The organism is Pseudomonas sp. BW7P1, from assembly GCF_024981055.1.
In the GTDB taxonomy this organism is placed as follows: Bacteria; Pseudomonadota; Gammaproteobacteria; order Pseudomonadales; family Pseudomonadaceae; genus Aquipseudomonas; species Aquipseudomonas bananamidigenes.
On sequence record NZ_CP103374.1, the window covers coordinates 2,624,639 to 2,644,277 of the forward strand.

Consider the following 19,639-nt stretch of genomic DNA (forward strand, 5'->3'; position numbering starts at 1 on the left):
CAACGCCACTGACGTTGATTACAACCTTCAGCAGAGCATCCACGGTCTGTTCGAGGCGCAGGTCTTGCGCACGCCGCAGGCGGTGGCGGTGCTTTCCGGTGAGCAGCGACTGAGTTATGCCGAGCTGAATGCTCGGGCCAACCGCCTGGCCCATCACTTGCGCGGGTTGGGCGTTGGTCCTGATGCACGAGTGGCGATCTGCGTCGAGCGCGGGCTGGAGATGGTGGTCGGCCTGCTGGCGATTCTGAAGGCCGGCGGCGGTTACGTGCCGCTGGATCCGGCGTATCCGCTGGAGCGTCTGGCCTACATGCTGGAGGACAGCGCACCGTCGGCACTGCTGGTGCAGGGCTCGACTCGCAAGCTGCTGGGTGAGGTGGCGGTACCGGTGGTCGATCTGGATCACGACACCTGGCAATCGCTGTCGACCGAAAACCCGTCGGTCGACGGACTGACCCCGCAGCACACGGCCTACGTGATCTACACCTCCGGTTCCACCGGGCAGCCGAAAGGCGTGATCAACGAGCATTCCGGGGTGGTCAACCGCTTGCTGTGGATGCAGGACGCTTATCGCCTGACGGCTGAAGATACGGTGCTGCAAAAGACACCGTTCAGCTTCGACGTGTCGGTGTGGGAGTTCTTCTGGCCGCTGATGACCGGTGCGCGACTGGTCATGGCCCGTCCGGGCGGGCACAAGGATCCGCTGTACCTGAGTGACGTGATCGAGCGCGAACGCATCACCACGCTGCATTTTGTGCCGTCGATGCTCGACGTGTTCCTCGCCCATGGCGACACGAGCCGTTGCAACGGTTTGCGCCAGGTGATGTGCAGTGGTGAAGCGTTGCCGGGCAGTCTGGTGCGGCGCTTCAAGCAGCAATTGCCGGGCACCGGATTGCATAACCTGTACGGTCCGACCGAAGCGGCGGTGGACGTTACCGCCTGGGATTGTGCGGGGCCGCTTGAACAGACGCCGGACAACACGCCGATCGGCAAACCGATCGCCAACACCCGGATGTACATCCTCGATGCTCAGCAACAACCGGTGCCGCAAGGTGTGGTCGGCGAGCTGTACATCGGTGGCGTGCAAGTGGCGCGGGGTTACCTGAACCGTCCGGAACTGAACGCCGAACGCTTCCTGAAGGATCCGTTCCAGCCGAACGGCCGCCTGTACCGCACCGGCGACGTCGCCCGTTATCTGGCCGACGGCAACATCGAATACCTGGGCCGTAACGACGATCAGGTGAAGATCCGTGGTCTGCGCATCGAACTGGGTGAAATCCAGTCCCGCCTGACCGATATCGACGGTGTGCAGGAAGCGGCGGTACTGGCCCGCGAAGACGTGCCGGGGGACAAACGCCTGGTCGCTTATTACACCGGCACCCGGCTGGACATCGACGTGCTGCGCAGTCACCTGCTGGAACACCTGCCGGATTACATGGTGCCGGCGGTGTTCGTGCACCTCGATGCGCTGCCGCTGAGTCCCAACGGCAAGCTCGACCGCAAGGCGTTGCCGGTGCCGGATCAGGCCTCGGTGATCACCCGTGAATACGAAGCGCCGGTCGGCGAGGTGGAAATTCTGCTGGCCGGGCTGTGGGCCGAACTGCTCAACGTGGAGCGGGTAGGGCGCCACGACAACTTTTTTGAACTGGGCGGGCACTCATTGCTGGCGGTCAGTCTGATCAGCCGTTTACGTCAGGAAGGCATGGAAGCCGAAGTCAGGGCGTTGTTCGAACAACCGACCCTGGCCGGTTACGCCGCAATTACCGAAAGAATGGAGATCGTCCTGTGAACGTGATCGAACTGTTGGCATCACTTAAAGCGAAAGACATCCAGTTGGCGGTCACCGACGACCAGTTGCGCGTACAGGGCAACAAACAGGCGCTGAGCGATCCGACGGTGCTGGCGCTGTTGCGCGAGCACAAACCGGCGCTGATCGAGTTGATCAAGACCGGGCAATATTCAGCGACCAAAAGCGGTCAGGTCGACGTGCCGGCCAATGGCATTGCACCCGGTACCACGCATATCACCCCGGGGATGCTGACCCTGGCCGAACTCGATCAGGCAACCATCGAACGTCTGGTCGCCGACGTGCCGGGCGGGGCCGCCAACGTGCAGGACATCTACCCGCTGGCGCCGTTGCAGGAAGGCATTCTTTACCACCATGTCAGCGCCATCCAGGGCGATCCCTATGTGATGCAGGCGCATTTCGCCTTTGCCGATCGCGGGCGCTTGAACGCGTTCGTCGAGGCGTTGCAGGCGGTCATCGATCGCCACGACATTCTCCGTACGGCGGTGGAGTGGGAAGGGTTGGATACGCCGCAGCAAGTGGTCTGGCGTCACGCCGAACTGCCGGTGGAAGAGATCGACGCCGAAGGTGATGCGCTGGCGTACCTGCACAAGCGTTTCGATGCCCGGGCATTTCGCATGGACGTGAGCCGTGCACCCATGATGCGTCTGGCCCATGCGTGGGATGACGCCGGGCAACGGGTGGTGGCAACGCTGCTGTTTCACCATATGGCGCTGGATCACTCGGCGCTCGATGTGGTGCGCCATGAGATGCGTGCGTTCCTCACGGGGCAGGGCAATCTGCTGGGGCGGCCTGTCGCGTTTCGTGATTACGTGGCGCAGGCACGGCTGGGTGTCAGCGAAACCGAGCACGAGGCGTTCTTCCGCGACATGCTCGGTGACATCGACGAGCCGACCTTGCCGTTCGGCCTGCAGGATGTGCAGGGCGACGGACACGGCATCACCGAACTGAGCGTGCCGGTCGAACCGGCCTTGGGCCAACGCCTGCGGGGGCAGGCGCGGCAGCTCGGGGTCAGCGCGGCCAGTCTGTTCCACCTGGCCTGGGCGCAGGTGCTGGCCACGCTTGCCGGCAAGCAACGGGTGGTGTTCGGCACGGTGCTGATGGGGCGTCTACAAGGCGCCGAAGCCACCGACCGGGCGCTGGGCATTTTCATCAACACCTTGCCGGTGCGGGTGGACGTCGATGCTCAGAGCGTGCGCAGCGCCGTGCAGGCAACCCACGCACGCCTGACAACCTTGATGCGTCATGAACACGCGCCGCTGGCGCTGGCACAGCGCTGCAGCAGCGTGGCCGCACCGACGCCGCTGTTCAGCGCCTTGCTCAACTACCGTCACAGCCATGGCGCCGCATCGGCCAGCGCACAAACCCTGTCGGCATGGGAAGGCATTACCACCCTGCATTCGGAAGAGCGCACTAACTATCCGCTGACTCTGAGTATCGATGATCTGGGCGACGCCTTCAGCCTGACCCTGCTTGCCACCACTGAAGTCGACCCGCAACGGGTGTGCGACTACATGCTCGGTGCCCTGAACGGTCTGGTGTCCGCGCTGGAGCAGGCACCGGATTCACCGGTCAGCCAAGTTTCGATCCTCCCGGACACTGAGCGCGAGCAGATCCTGCGCGGCTTCAACGCCACCCGGGCCGACTATCCGCAAGGGTTGACGATTCATCAGCGTTTCGAAGCGCAAGTCATCGAACGGCCGGAGGCGGTGGCGGCGGTGTTCCTTGGTGAACAAGTGACCTACGCCGAGCTGAACCTGCACGCCAATGCCCTCGCCCATCACCTGATCAGCCTGGGCGTTCGCCCCGATGATCGCGTCGCCATCGTTGCGCGCCGAGGGCTCGATACGCTGGCCGGGCTGCTGGCGATTCTCAAGGCCGGGGCCGGTTATGTGCCGGTCGATCCGGCGCATCCGTCCGAGCGCCTGAGCTACCTGCTCAGCGACAGCGCCCCGGCAGTAGTGCTGACCCAGAGCGATCTGCGTGATCGGTTGCCGACTCTGGACGTCCCGGTGATCGACCTCGACCGCCGCACCTGGCCACTGAGCCTGGCCCATGATCCGCAGGTGCCGGGCCTGACCGCCGAGCATCTGGCCTACGTGATCTACACCTCGGGCTCGACCGGTCTGCCCAAGGGCGTGATGGTCGAACACCGCACACTGTCCAACCTTGTTGATTGGCACTGCGGCGCGTTCGATCTGTGCGCGGGTCGTCACACGTCAAGCCTTGCCGGGTTCGGCTTCGACGCCATGGCCTGGGAAGTCTGGCCCGCCCTGTGTGCCGGCGCGACGCTGCACCTGGCCCCGGCCCGCGACGGCAACGAAGACATCGACGCCTTGCTCGACTGGTGGCGCGCGCAACCGTTGGACGTGAGCTTCCTGCCGACCCCGGTGGCCGAATATGCCTTCAGTCAAAACCTCGAACACCCGACCTTGCGCACGCTGCTGATCGGCGGCGATCGCCTGCGGCAGTTCAGCCGTCACCGGCATTACGATGTCATCAACAACTACGGCCCGACCGAAACCACAGTGGTGGCGACCTCGGGCAAGGTCGACGCCGAGCAGACGCTGCATATCGGTCGCCCGGTAAGCAATGCCACGGTGTATCTGCTGGATGAGCAGCGACGCCCGGTGCCCATCGGCGTGGCGGGGGAGCTGTATGTCGGTGGCGCCGGGGTTGCCCGGGGCTATCTGAATCGTCCGGAGCTGACGGCCGAGCGCTTTCTCGACGATCCGTTCAACGGTGGACGCATGTATCGCACCGGTGACCTGGCGCGCTGGCAGGACGACGGCACCCTGGAGTACCTGGGGCGCAATGACGATCAGGTGAAGATTCGCGGCGTGCGCATCGAGCTGGGCGAGATTGAAACCCGTCTCAACCGGCTCCCCGGCATTCAGGAAGCGGTATTGCTGGCTCGCGAAGACGAACCCGGTCAGCCGCGTCTGGTGGCGTATTACACCGAACAGGCTCAGGTCGAGCCGCAACCGGTGGCCGAGCTGCGTGCCTGCCTGCTGGCGCAATTGCCCGAGTACATGGTGCCAGCGGCCTTTGTCCGGCTGGACGTGTTGCCGCTGACCGCCAACGGCAAGGTCGACCGCAAGGCGTTGCCGGCGCCGGATCGCGCGGCCTTGTTCACTCGCGAGTACGAGGCACCCCACGGCGAGCTGGAAATTGCGCTGGCACGGATCTGGGGTGAAGTGCTGCAGGTCGAACGGGTCGGGCGCCGGGATCACTTCTTCGAACTGGGTGGCCACTCGCTGCTGGCGATGCGCATGGTGTCCCAGGTTCGCCAGCGGCTGGGTGTCGAACTGGCCCTGAGCGAGTTGTTTGCCAATGCCGAGCTGGCAGCGGTCGCCGAGGTGCTGGCCCAGGCCGGGCGCAGCGCGCAGCCGGCCATGCTGCCGGTACCACGCGACGGCGCGCTGCCGCTGTCGTTCGCCCAGCAGCGGCTGTGGTTTCTGGCCCGCATGGAAGGGGTCAGTACCGCCTACAACATCCCGCTGGGCCTGCGCTTGCGCGGTCATCTCGATGAGGCGGCGCTGCAACGGGCAATGGCCCGGATCGTCGAGCGCCACGAAACCCTGCGCAGCCGCTTTATCCCGCACAACGATGACGTGCAGGTGATGATTGCGGCCGCCGACAGCGGCGTGCTGCTGCGGGTCGAGGATCTGCGTCAGCATCCAAATGCCGACGAAATCCTGCAGGCGCTGGTCGATGAACAGGCCTCGACACCGTTCGACTTGCAGAACGATCCGTTGATTCGCGGGCGACTGGTGCGGCTGGCCGACGATCACCATGTGTTGCTGTTGACCCTGCACCACATCATCTCCGATGGCTGGTCGATGGGCGTGCTGACCCGTGAACTGATGGCGCTGTATCAAGCATTCAGTCAGGGGGAGGCCGATCCGCTGCCGCCACTGGCACTGCAATACGCCGACTACGCGATCTGGCAACGCCGCTGGTTGAGCGGCGAAGTACTGCAGCGGCAGAGCGATTACTGGCAGCAGACCCTGGCCGGGGCTCCGACCTTGCTGGTGCTGCCGACCGACCGTGCGCGTCCGGCGCAGCAGGATTACACCGGCAGCAGTGTCGATTTCCGGCTGGACGAGCCCCTGAGCGAAGGACTCAAGGCGCTGAGCCAGCGTCATGGCGTGACGCTCTACATGACGATGATGAGCGCCTGGGCGCTGTTGCTCAGTCGTTTGTCCGGCCAATCCGACGTGGTGGTGGGTTCGCCGATTGCCAACCGTGGCCGGGCGGAAATCGAAGGATTGATCGGGCTGTTCGTCAACACCCTGGCCTTGCGTATCGACACCTCCGGCGAGCTCAGCGTCGAGGCGCTGCTGGCCCGGGTCAAGACGCTGACGCTGCAGGCTCAGGCCCATCAGGACCTGCCGTTCGAGCAGGTGGTGGAAGTCACCCGGCCGGCGCGCAGTCTGTCCCACAGTCCGCTGTTCCAGACCACCCTGAGCTGGGAGAACAGCGTCGGACCGGCGCTGGAACTGGGTGAGCTGGCACTGGAAAGCGTGGCCGGTCCGACCCGCTTCGCCAAGTTCGACCTGTCGCTGACCCTGGGCGAAACCCGCGATGGCATTCGCGGCGTGCTGGAATACGCCACGGCGCTGTTCGATGAGTCGACGATCCAGCGATATGTCGGCTACTTCGAGCAATTGCTGCACGCGATGGTCGCCAACGATCAGGCGCAGCTGGAACAGCTCGAGATGGTGCAGGGCCACGAGCGTGAACAGTTACTGGTGACATTCAACGACACGCATGCGGAGTTTGTCTCGGGGCTGACCATTGCACAGCGATTCGAAACACAAGTGATCGAGCGGCCCGAGGCGGTCGCGGCGGTCTGTCAGGGGCAGGCGGTGACCTTTGCCGAGCTGAACCGGCAGGCCAACATGCTGGCCCACCACTTGATCGGGCTGGGTGTCCGTCCTGATGATCGCGTGGCCATCGTCGCCCGGCGTGGTCTGGATACGCTGGTCGGGCTGGTGGCCATTCTCAAGGCCGGCGCCGGTTATGTGCCGGTGGATCCGGCGCACCCGGCACAGCGGCTGAACTATCTGTTGAGCGACAGCGCCCCGGTGGCGGTGCTGTGCCTGAGTGATCTGCGTGAACGACTGCCGGCGCTGAAAGTGCCGGTGATCGACCTCGATTTGCAGGCCTGGCCGGACACCGAAACCGGCAATCCGCAGGTGCCGGGCATGACCAGCGAACACCTGGCCTACGTCATCTACACCTCGGGTTCCACCGGTCTGCCCAAGGGCGTGATGGTCGAACACCACACGTTGAGCAACCTCGTCGACTGGCACTGCAAAACGTTCGACCTGTGCGCCGGTCGCCACACGTCGAGCCTTGCCGGATTCGGTTTCGATGCCATGGCGTGGGAAGTCTGGCCGGCCCTGTGTGCCGGTGCGACCCTGCACCTGGCCCCGTCCCGCGATGGCAGCGAGGACGTCGACGCGCTGCTCGAATGGTGGTGCGCGCAGCCGCTGGACGTGAGTTTCCTGCCCACGCCAGTGGCCGAGTACGCCTTCAGCCAGAACCTCGAACACCCCACCCTGCGCACCTTGCTGATCGGCGGTGACCGTCTGCGTCAGTTCAATCGCAAGCAAACGTTCGACGTGGTCAACAACTACGGCCCGACCGAGGCCACGGTGGTTGCCACTTCGGGCATTGTGGAAGCGGGGCAGGCGCTGCACATCGGCAAACCGATCGCCAACGGCACGGTGTATCTGCTCGATGAGCAGCAGCGGCCCGTGCCTGTCGGCGTGGCCGGGGAACTTTATGTGGGGTGCGCCGGTGTGGCCCGGGGTTATCTGAATCGTCCGGACCTGACTGAAGAGCGCTTCCTGCGCGACCCGTTCAACAGTGGGCGCATGTATCGCACCGGTGACCTGGCGCGCTGGCGGGCTGACGGCTCCATCGAGTATCTGGGGCGCAATGACGATCAGGTGAAAATCCGTGGCGTGCGTGTCGAACTGGGTGAAATCGAAACCCGCCTCAACCAGTTGCTCGGCATCCAGGAAGCGGTGCTGGTGGCCCGCGAAGACGAGCCCGGCCAGGTGCGGCTGGTGGCTTACTTCACCGAACAGCCACAGGTCGAGCCGCTGGCCGTGGCCGAACTGCGGGCGCACCTGCTGACCCAACTGCCGGAGTACATGGTGCCGGCGGCCTTCGTCAGACTCGACGTACTGCCGCTGACCGCCAACGGCAAGGTCGACCGCAAGGCCTTGCCGGTGCCGGATCGCAGCGCGTTGTTCACCCGCGACTATCAGGCACCGCAAGGTGAACTCGAAACCACCCTGGCGCAGATCTGGGCCGAAGTGCTGCAGGTCGGACAGGTCGGGCGTCAGGATCATTTCTTTGAACTGGGCGGTCACTCGTTGCTGGCGATGCGCATGCTGTCCCAGGTTCGCCAGCGGCTGGGGGTGGAACTGACCCTTGCCGAGCTGTTCGCCAATGCCGAACTGGCAGCGGTCGCCGAAGTGCTGGCCCGGGCCGGACGCTGTACGCAACCGGCGATCATGCCGGTGCCGCGTGAGGGCGCGCTGCCGTTGTCGTTCGCCCAGCAACGACTGTGGTTCATGGCGCAACTGGAAGGGGCGAACACGGCCTACAACATTCCCCTCGGCCTGCGCCTGCGCGGGCGCCTCGATGAGGCCGCCCTGCAACGGGCATTGGCGCGGATCGTCGAGCGTCACGAAACCCTGCGCAGCCGTTTCGCACAGTACAACGAAGAAGCTCAGGTGCTGATCGCGCCACTCGACAGCGCCGTGCTGCTGCGGGTCGAAGACTTGCGCCGGCACCCGCAGGCCGACGACGCCTTGCTCGCACTGATTCAGGGTGAAGCCTCGGGGCCGTTCGATTTGCAGGACGATCCGTTGATTCGCGGGCGTCTGGTGCGGCTGGCCGATGATCATCATGTGTTGCTGCTGACCCTGCACCACATCGTCTCCGACGGCTGGTCGATGGGCGTGCTGACTCGCGAACTGATGGCGCTGTACCAGGCGTTCAGCCACGGCGAGGCCGATCCGCTGCCGCCGTTGGCATTGCAATACACCGATTACGCCGTGTGGCAGCGCCGCTGGTTGAGTGGCGAAGTCTTGCAACGCCAGAGCGACTACTGGCGGCAGACCCTGGCCGGGGCGCCGGCCTTGCTGATGCTGCCGACCGATCGGCCACGTCCGGCCTTGCAGGATTACGCCGGCAGCAGTGTCGATGTACGGCTGGACGAACGCTTGAGCGCAGGTCTCAAGGCGCTGTGCCAACGCCACGGTGTGACGCCGTACATGGCGGTAATGAGTGCCTGGGCGATGTTGCTCGGTCGCTTGTCCGGGCAGACGGACGTGGTGATCGGCTCACCGGTCGCCAATCGCAACCGGGCGGAGATCGAAGGGCTGATCGGGTTGTTCGTCAACACGCTGGCCGTGCGCATTGACACCTCTGGCGCGCTCAGCGTCGAGACGTTGCTGGCCCGGGTAAAGGCTCGCACCCTTGAGGCGCAGGCCCATCAGGATCTGCCGTTCGAACAGGTGGTGGAAATCACCCGGCCGGTGCGCAGCCTGTCCCACAGTCCGTTGTTCCAGACATTGCTGAGCTGGGACAGCGGCAGCGGTGCGACCCTGGCTCTCGGTGATCTGACACTTGAGGGCGTGGCCGAGCCGAGCCACTTTGCCAAGTTCGATCTGTCGCTGACCCTTGGCGAAGCCGAGGGCGTGATCCGGGGTTCGCTGGAATACGCCACGGCGCTGTTCGATGAATCGACGATCCAGCGTTATACCGGCTACTTGCAGCAATTGTTGCAAGCCATGGTCAGCAACGATCAGGCATTGCTGGAGCAGGTAGATTTGCTGGCGGAGGATGAGCGTCGGCATTTGCTGGATGATTTCAATGCCACTGACGTTGATTACAACCTTCAGCAGAGCATCCACGGTCTGTTCGAGGCGCAGGTCTTGCGCTCGCCGCAGGCGGTGGCGGTTCAGGTCGAAGGGCAGCGCTTGAGCTATGCCGAGCTTAACCAACAGGCCAACCGCCTGGCCCATCATTTGCGCGGCTTGGGCGTTGGCCCGGATGCGCGAGTGGCGATCTGCGTCGAGCGCGGGTTGGAAATGGTGGTCGGCCTGTTGGCGATTCTGAAGGCCGGTGGCGGTTATGTGCCGCTGGACCCGGCGTATCCGCCGGAGCGTCTGGCCTACATGCTGGAAGACAGCGCACCGTCGGCACTGCTGGTGCAGGGCTCGACTCGCAAGCTGCTGGGTGAGGTGGCGGTACCGGTGGTCGATCTGGATCACGACACCTGGCAATCGCTGTCGACCGAAAATCCGTCGGTCGACGGACTGACCCCGCAGCACACGGCCTACGTGATCTACACCTCCGGTTCCACCGGGCAGCCGAAAGGCGTGATCAACGAGCACAGCGGGGTGGTCAACCGCTTGCTGTGGATGCAGGACACCTATCGCCTGAACTCCGAAGACTCGGTGCTGCAGAAAACCCCGTTCAGCTTCGACGTGTCGGTGTGGGAGTTCTTCTGGCCGCTGATGACCGGTGCGCGACTGGTCATGGCCCGTCCGGGCGGGCACAAGGATCCGCTGTACCTGAGTGACGTGATCGAGCGCGAACGCATCACCACGCTGCACTTCGTGCCGTCGATGCTCGACGTGTTCCTCGCCCATGGCGACACGAGCCGTTGCAACGGTTTGCGCCAGGTTATGTGCAGTGGTGAAGCGTTGCCGGGCAGTCTGGTGCGGCGCTTCAAGCAGCAATTGCCGGGCGCTGGATTGCACAACCTGTACGGCCCGACCGAAGCGGCGGTGGACGTCACCGCCTGGGATTGTGTCGGGTCCATCGACACCACACCGGACAACACGCCGATCGGCAAACCGATCGCCAACACCCGGATGTACATCCTCGATGCTCAGCAACAACCGGTGCCGCAAGGTGTGGTCGGCGAGCTGTACATCGGTGGCGTGCAAGTCGCTCGCGGTTACCTGAACCGTCCGGAACTGAACGCCGAACGCTTCCTGAAGGATCCATTCCAGCCGAACGGCCGCCTGTACCGCACCGGCGACGTCGCCCGTTACCTGGCCGACGGCAACATCGAATACCTGGGCCGCAACGACGATCAGGTGAAGATCCGAGGTCTGCGCATCGAACTGGGTGAAATCCAGTCCCGCCTGACCGATATCGACGGTGTGCAGGAAGCGGCGGTGCTGGCCCGCGAAGACGTGCCGGGGGACAAACGCCTGGTCGCTTATTACACCGGCACCCGGCTGGACATCGACGTGCTGCGCAGTCACCTGCTGGAACACCTGCCGGATTACATGGTGCCGGCGGTGTTCGTGCACCTCGATGCGCTGCCGCTGAGTCCCAACGGCAAGCTCGACCGCAAGGCGTTGCCGGTGCCGGATCAGGCCTCGGTGATCACCCGTGAATACGAAGCGCCGGTCGGCGAGGTGGAAATTCTGCTGGCCGGGCTGTGGGCCGAACTGCTCAACGTGGAGCGGGTAGGGCGCCACGACAACTTTTTTGAACTGGGCGGGCACTCATTGCTGGCGGTCAGTCTGGTGGCGCGGATGCGGCACGTCGGGCTGACGGCCGATGTCCGTGTGCTGTTCAATCAACCGACGCTTGCCGCGCTGGCGGCTGCGGTCGGTGATGAGACGGAAGCCGAGATCCCGGCCAACCGGATTGCGCCGGACTGCAAACACATCACCCCGGACATGTTGCCGCTGGTTGCACTGGATCAGCCCGCCATCGACCGAATCGTCGCCAGCATTCCCGGCGGCGCAGCGAACGTACAGGACATCTACCCGCTGGCGCCATTGCAGGCGGGCATTCTGTTCCATCACTTGTCGGCACCTCAGGGCGATCCGTATGTGTTGCAGGCGCAGTTCGCGTTTGCCGATGAATCCCGTCTGCGGGTGTTTGCCGAAGCCTTGCAGGCCGTGATCGAGCGCCATGACATTCTGCGCACGTCGCTGTTCTGGGACGGACTGGCAGAACCGGTGCAAGTGGTCTGGCGCCAGGCTTCGCTGGTGTGTGAAACGGTGGAGCTGGATGACAGTGAAACGGATGCACTGAGCCAACTGCGCAGCCGGTTCGATGCACAGCAATACCGCATGGCCGTCGCGCAGGCGCCATTGATGCGGGTCGTGCATGGTTGGGATGCGGTCAATCGGCGCGTGGTGGCGCTGCTGCTGTTCCATCACCTGGTGATGGATCACATTGCCTTGGACGTGCTGCGTCTCGAAATGCAGTCGGTCTTGCTCGGGCAGATACGACAACTGGCCGAACCGGTGCCGTATCGCACTTATGTCGCCCGCACACGATCGGGGTTGAGCGAGCAGGAACATGAAACGTTCTTCCGCGAGATGCTCGGCGATATCGACGAGCCGACCCTGCCGTATGGTCAGGGCACGGTCGCGGACAGCGGCAACGGGCATGCGCAACGGTTGCTGGACACCGCGTTGAGCCAGCGGGTCAGGGCCAGGGCCAGGCGTTTGGGCATCAGCGCCGCGAGCTTGATGCACCTGGCCTGGGCCAGCGTGCTGGGGCAGTTGTCGGGGCGTGAAAACGTGGTGTTCGGCACGGTGATGCTGGGCCGACTGCACGGTGGTGAAGGTGCCGAGCGGGCGCTGGGCGTGTTCATCAACACGCTGCCGCTGCGCATCGATCTGAGCGGACACTCAGTGAAGGAAGCCGTACTGGCGACCCATCAGCGCTTGAACCGTTTGTTGCACCACGAACACGCGCCGCTGGCACTGGTGCAGCGTTGCAGCGCCATGGCGCCGGGCTCGCCGCTGTTCAATGCGTTGTTCAATTATCGCCACAGCGGTGGTGGAGGTACGCCGTCCGACGAGGTCGTGGCGGCATGGCAGGGCATGCAGTTGCTCGATGCCGAAGAACGCAGCAATTACCGCCTGAGCCTGAGCGTCGATGATCTGGGCGAAGACTTCAGCCTGACCGCGTTGACCACGGCCGGGATCGATGCCGGGCGGATCTGCGACTACATGGCGCTTGTGGTCGAGAGCCTGTTGCAGGCGCTGGAGCAGACGCCGCAATTGGGCGTCGATCAACTGTCGATCCTGCCGCCGGATGAGCGGCGGGAATTGTTGGTCGGGTTCAACGCCACTCAACGGGATTATCCGGCGGGTTCGACGGTTCACGGTCTGTTCGAACAGCAAGTGCAACTGCATCCGCAAGCCGTTGCAGCGGTGCATGGCCGCGCGGCGTTGACCTATGAAGAGCTGAATCAACGGGCCAACCGCCTGGCCCATCACCTGATCGCGCAGGGCGTGCAGCCGGGCGACCACGTGGCGATCCTGCTGCCGCGCTCGCTGGATCTGCTGGTGGCGCAACTGGCCATCGGCAAATGCGCGGCGGCCTATGTGCCGCTGGACATCAACGCCCCGACCGAACGGCAGGCGTTCATGGTCGAGGATTGCAGGGCGACAGCGCTGCTGACCTTGAGCACCGAGACGGTCGACTACAGCGTGCGCCGGATCGATCTGGATGCGCTGAAACTCGACGCGCAACCGACGCACAACCCGGGCTTGCCGCAGTCTTCGGAATCGTTGGCGTACATCATGTACACCTCCGGCTCCACCGGCACGCCGAAAGGGGTGATGGTGCCGCACCGGGCCATCGGCCGGCTGGTGATCAACAACGGTTATGCCGATTTCAACCCGCAGGACCGTGTGGCGTTCGCTTCCAACCCGGCGTTCGACGCCAGCACCATGGACGTCTGGGGGCCGCTGCTCAACGGCGGGCGCGTGGTGGTCATCGATCACGACACCTTGCTTGATCCAGACCTGTTCGGTCAGGCGCTGGCCAGCTCCGGCGTCACGATCCTGTTCGTCACCACCGCACTGTTCAACCAGTACGTGCAGCTGATTCCCGAGGCCCTCAAGGGCCTGCGCATGGTGCTCTGCGGCGGTGAACGCGCCGACCCGGCGGCCTTCCGCCGTCTGCTGGCCGAAGCGCCGGACCTGCGCATCGTCCACTGCTACGGCCCGACCGAAACCACCACCTACGCCACAACCTTTGAAGTGCGCGAAGTGGCGGAAGACGCCGACAGCGTGCCGATTGGCGGGCCGATCTCCAACACCCAGGTCTATGTACTCGACGCCCGTCAGCAACCGGTGCCGATGGGCGTGACCGGCGAGCTGTACATCGGTGGGCAAGGTGTGGCGCTGGGTTATCTCAATCGCCCGGACCTGACTGCGGAGAAGTTCCTGCAAGATCCGTTCAGCGATCAACCGGGCGCGCTGTTGTACCGCACCGGCGACCTCGCACGCTGGCTCGCCCCGGGACAACTGGAATGCCTCGGTCGCAACGACGATCAGGTGAAGATTCGTGGTTTCCGTATCGAACTGGGGGAAATCGAAAACCGCCTGCTGAGTTGCGAAGGGGTCAGGGAAGCCATCGTGCTGGCCCGTCGCGACGGCGAGGAGGCGCTGCGTCTGGTGGCGTATTTCACCGCTGAAGAGGGCGTGGACAGCACCCGCCTGCGCAGCCAGTTGCAGGCGCGCCTGCCGGATTACATGGTGCCGTCGGCCTGGGTGCAGCTCGACGCCTTGCCGCTGAACAACAACGGCAAGGTGGACCGCAAGGCGTTGCCGATCCCTGCGCAGGACGCGCTGCTCAGCCGCGCCTATGCAGCCCCGGCCAATTCGCTGGAGGAGACCCTCGCTCAGTTGTGGGCCGAAGTGTTGCAGGTCGAGCAGGTGGGGCGTCACGACAACTTCTTCGAACTGGGCGGGCACTCGTTGCTGGCGATTCGTCTGGTCAACCTGATGCAACAGAACGGGCTGGAGGTCACCCTGGCCGAGTTGTTCCAGCATGCCAGCATCGAGTCGCTCGGTACCTTGCTCAGCCAGTGTACCGGGGCTGAGCCACAGAATGACGGGCTGGTCGTGGTGCGGGCCGGTGGTGCCGACATACCGCTGTTCCTGGTGCATGAGTTCAGCGGGCTGGACGCCTACTTCCCGGCACTCGGGCTGCATATCGAAGGCGATTTCCCGATCTATGGCCTGCCGGGTATTCCGTTCGGCGAAGCGCCGCTGCGCACCATGGAATGCCTGGCGGCGCGCATGGTGGGAATCATCCGTTCGGTGCAGCCGCAAGGGCCCTATCGCCTGGCCGGCTGGTCGTTCGGTGGGGTGCTGGCGTATGAAGTGGCGATGCAGTTGCTGGGCATGGATGAGGACGTGGCGTTTGTCGGTCTGATCGACAGTTTCGTGCCGCGCCTGACCGATCAGGGCAAGGCGCGCTGGGGCGACGAGCATTCGCACAAGCGCCAGCTGTTGCAGCATTGCACGTTGTACTGGGCTGCTCGCGGCGAAGCGGGACAGGCTGCGCTGGCGCATCTGGCGCTGTTGCAGGCCGAACTCGAGCAAATCGACTTCCAGCCGTTGTTGCGGCGTTGCCGGGAAGAACAACTGCTGCACCCGGACATGGCTGCCGCTGCACCGGAGGATCTGTGGCATTACCTCGATCGTGAAGTGGCCCACGGGCATGCACTGGCTCATTACCGGATCAATCCGCTCGGACTGCCGGTGCATCTGTTCAGGGCGCAGGAACATCCGACGGAGCTGTCGCGGCGTCATCCGACCCTCGGTTGGTCGGACGAGGTACCGGCCACGCTGCTGCGCTGCTTCGATGTGCCAGGCGATCACCAGAGCATGATGCAGTCGCCCCATGTGCAAGTGCTCGGACAGGCGATCAGTCAGGCATTGCACACGTCGGCAGTCATCGAACCCCGCGCGTACCAGCCGCTGTTGACGATCCAGACCGGCCACACCGGGCATGCCCCGATTTTCTGTGTGCCGGGCGCCGGAGACAGTGTCACCGGTTTCATCCATCTGACCGAGGCGTTGGGGCCGGAGTGGCCGATTTACGGACTGCAACCCCGAGGCCTGGACGGTGTGACGGTGCCCCACAGCCGGGTCGAAAGTGCTGCCGATTTCTACCTGCGGGCGCTGGAGCAGTTGTATCCCCATGGGCCGGTGCATCTGATCGGGCATTCGTTCGGTGGCTGGGTGGCGTACGCCATGGCGGCGCAGTTGCAAGCGGCGGGGCGCGAAGTGGCGTCCCTGACGCTGATCGACAGCGAATCGCCGGGCGGCAACAGCGTTGTGGGCAAGCCGTACACCACAACGGCGGCGTTGTTGCGGCTGGTCGAGTCGTTGCAACTGTCCAGTGGCAAGTCATTGGGGATCGATGCACTGACCTTCGCTGAAGCCGATGACGCTACGCAAATGCGCCTGCTGCATGAGGGGATGGTTCATGCGGGCGTGCTGTCCGATCGCTCCTCTGCCGATGCGATGCGGGGCCCGGTGCGAACCTTCGCCACGGCGCTGCGCACGGTTTATCGGCCGGCTCTGGCCTACACCGGACCGGTGCGCCTGGCGCTCGTGGACGACCCGACACTGGACGCCCTCGGCAATCAGCGTGAACAGGCGGCCATGCTCGAGGGCTGGCAGCGTGAAGCCAGGGATCTGACGGTGTGGTACGGCCCCGGCAACCACTTCACGATCCTCAAGGCGCCCAACGTCTTCAGTCTTGCGGCGTGGTGGCATGACGGGCTGACCGTGGCGGCCGGGCAAGTAGTGTCCTGATCGATTTTTTAACCTGGAGCCCGGCCACTGGCCGGGCTCAACCCTGAACGGAATTGTGGTCATTTATGGAACAGTCGAAGTTGCGCAAAGTCGGTCTGGGGATCGCGTTGACACTGGTGGCCGGGTTGGTGTTCTACACGGTGCAGGCGCCGGCCGAAGCGCCGCAATACCTGACCGCCACGGTCGAACGAGGCGACATTGAAAACGCGGTGCTGGCCACCGGTCTGCTGGAAGGCATCAAGCAGGTGGACGTCGGTGCCCAGGTCTCGGGACAGTTGAAGTCGCTCAAGGTCAAGGTCGGCGACAAGGTCAAGAAGGGCCAGTGGCTGGCGGAAATCGACCCGCTGGTGTTGCAGAACACGCTGCGTCAGGCGCAGGTCGACGAAGAAAACCTGCAAGCCCAGCGTCGGGCGACCCAGGCTCAGTTGAAGCAGACCAAGGCCATCTACGAGCGCTATCAGAACCTGCAGGAGGACGCCTCGATCTCGCGGCAGGATTTCGAAACCGCGCAATCGAACTACGAAGTGCAGCAGGCCAATCTGTTGTCGCTGGATGCGCAGATCAAGAGTGCGCATATCCAGATCGACACCGCCAAGGTCAACCTGGCTTACACGCGGATCGTCGCGCCCATCGACGGCGACGTGGTGGGCATCGTCACCCAGGAAGGCCAGACCGTGATTGCCAACCAGTTGGCGCCGGTCCTGCTGAAACTGGCGGATCTGGACACCATGACCGTCAAGGCTCAGGTGTCGGAGGCTGACGTCATTCATATCGCACCGGGGCAGGAGGTGTACTTCACCATTCTCGGCGAGGACAAGCGTTACTACGGCAAGCTGCGCGGTACCGAGCCCGCACCGCAGAACTTCCTGGAAACCCAGCCCGCCGGTACGCCGAAGCAAAACACGGCGGTGTTCTACAACGCGCTGTTCGAGGTGCCCAACCCGGATCATCGCCTGCGTATTTCCATGACGGCGCAGGTGCGCGTGGTGCTCGACACCGCCAAATCGGTGCTGACGATTCCGGTGGCGGCGCTGGGCCCGCGCAACAATGACGGCAGCTTCCCGGTGCGGGTGCTGGACGCCAAGGGCCAGGCGCAGACGCGCAACGTTCATACCGGGATCAACAACAACGTCAAGGTGCAGGTCAACGAAGGGCTGGCCGAAGGTGACCGGGTGGTGATCGGTGATCCGGTGGCGAAAGTGGCGGGGGCATGAGCATGACCGAACCCCTGTTGCAACTGAGCGGCATCAGCCGCAGTTTCACCGCGGGCGACCGTGAGTTTCTGGCGCTGAAGCATATCGATCTGACGATCAATGCCGGGGAAATGGTGGCGATCATCGGTGCGTCGGGCTCCGGTAAATCCACGCTGATGAACATCCTCGGCTGCCTCGACTACGCCACCGCCGGCAGCTACAGGATCAACGGTCGGGAAACCCGGGACCTGGACAATCAGGCGCTGGCCGAGCTGCGTCGCGATTATTTCGGTTTCATCTTCCAGCGCTATCACTTGTTGCCGCATCTGAGTGCGATGCACAACGTCGAAATGCCGGCGATCTACGCCGGCACGCCGGAACCGCAGCGTCATGCCCGAGCCCGTGAACTGTTGGCGCGCCTCGGGCTCAAAGGGCACCTGACGCATCGTCCCAGTCAACTGTCCGGCGGTCAGCAACAGCGGGTGAGTATCGCCCGGGCCTTGATGAACGGCGGTGAAGTGATCCTCGCCGACGAACCGACCGGCGCGCTCGATACCACCAGCGGCAAGGAGGTGATGCGCATTCTGCTGGAGCTGCACGCCGCAGGGCACACGGTGATTCTGGTGACTCACGACCCCAAGGTCGCCGCCAACGCCGAGCGCATCATTGAGGTCAGCGACGGCGAAATCCTCAGCGACCGCCGCAACGAGCGCGACACCACGGCATTGAGCAGCGAGGATGCCGTGCCACCCAAGTCCACGACAGTGCGGCGTCTGGTGGCCAGCCTCGGGTTGTTCAAGGAAGCGTTCAACATGGCCTGGGTCGCGCTGATCTCCCACCGGATGCGCACCTTGTTGACCATGCTCGGGATCGTCATCGGCATCACCTCGGTGGTGTCGATCTCGGCCATCGGCGAAGGGGCCAAGCGTTATGTACTCAAGGACATTCAGGCCATCGGCAGCAACACCATCGATATCTATTCCGGCACCAGTTTCGGTGACAGTCGTTCGGCGGCCATCGAAACCCTGGTGCCCGCCGACGTGACCGCACTCAATCAACTCTACTACGTCGACAGCGCCACGCCGGTGGTCGGGCGTAACCTGTTGCTGCGCTATCGCAACATCGACCTGGATGCGCAGGTCAACGGTGTCAGCGATCTGTATTTCCAGGTTCGCGGGATCAAGATGGAGTCGGGCATTGCGTTCAGCGAAAGCGACGCCCGGCGTCAGGCGCAGGTGGCGGTGATCGATCACAACACCCGAAACCGATTGTTCGGCGAAGGCGTCGATCCGCTGGGGCAGGTGATCCTGATCGGCAACTTGCCGTGCACGGTGATCGGTGTGGCGGCGGAGAACAAAAACATCTTCTCGTCGAGCAAGTCGCTCAACGTCTGGGTGCCCTATGAAACCGCAGCGGGCCGGTTGCTGGGCCAGCGCTATCTGGACAGCATCAGCGTGCGGATCAAGGACGGCCAGCCGAGCAAAGTGGTGGAGGAACACGTCAACAAACTGATGCTGCAGCGCCACGGCACCAAGGACTTCTTCACCAACAACCTCGACAGCGTGATGCAGACCGTGCAGAAAACCAGCCGCTCACTGGCATTGCTGCTGTCGCTGATTGCGGTGATTTCGCTGGTGGTGGGCGGTATTGGCGTGATGAACATCATGCTGGTGTCGGTCACCGAACGGACCCGTGAGATCGGTATTCGCATGGCGGTCGGTGCGCGGCAATCGGATATCCGTCAGCAATTTCTGGTGGAAGCGGTGATGGTCTGTCTGCTGGGTGGCGCCATCGGTATCTCGCTGTCCTACGCCATCGGTCATCTGTTTTCATTGTTCATCAAAGAGTGGGAAATGGTGTTCTCGCTGACTTCGGTGCTCACCGCCGTAATCTGCTCGACCCTGATCGGCATCGTGTTCGGCTTCGTACCGGCGCGCAATGCGTCGCGCCTCGACCCCATCGAGGCGTTGGCCCGGGATTGACGACGGCGTGAAAAGACCGCCCTCCTTTGCAGG

At 63.9% G+C, this 19,639-nt stretch carries 4 protein-coding genes (1 of these 4 only partly in view); all 4 read left to right on the top strand.

The window, feature by feature from the left end; translation table 11 throughout:
- Positions 1–1,786 carry the 3' portion of a non-ribosomal peptide synthetase gene (locus NWV16_RS11795; RefSeq protein WP_260523153.1) on the top strand. 14,483 nt of this gene lie to the left of the window's left edge, so only the last 1,786 of its 16,269 coding nucleotides appear in the window; the start codon falls outside the window, past its left edge; the stop codon is at positions 1,784–1,786.
- On the top strand, positions 1,783–16,431 hold the full coding sequence (locus NWV16_RS11800; protein WP_260523154.1) for a non-ribosomal peptide synthetase: 14,649 nt from the start codon (positions 1,783–1,785) through the stop codon (positions 16,429–16,431). The genes NWV16_RS11795 and NWV16_RS11800 overlap by 4 nt, the downstream gene beginning before the upstream one ends.
- A 65-nt stretch (positions 16,432–16,496) precedes the next feature.
- Positions 16,497–17,645: a macrolide transporter subunit MacA gene (gene macA / locus NWV16_RS11805; protein ID WP_260523155.1), complete on the top strand. Its 1,149-nt coding sequence runs from the start codon at positions 16,497–16,499 to the stop codon at positions 17,643–17,645.
- A gap of 2 nt (positions 17,646–17,647) precedes the next feature.
- Positions 17,648–19,606: a MacB family efflux pump subunit gene (locus tag NWV16_RS11810; protein WP_260523156.1), complete on the top strand. Its 1,959-nt coding sequence runs from the start codon at positions 17,648–17,650 to the stop codon at positions 19,604–19,606.
- The last annotated feature ends 33 nt before the right edge of the window (positions 19,607–19,639 follow it).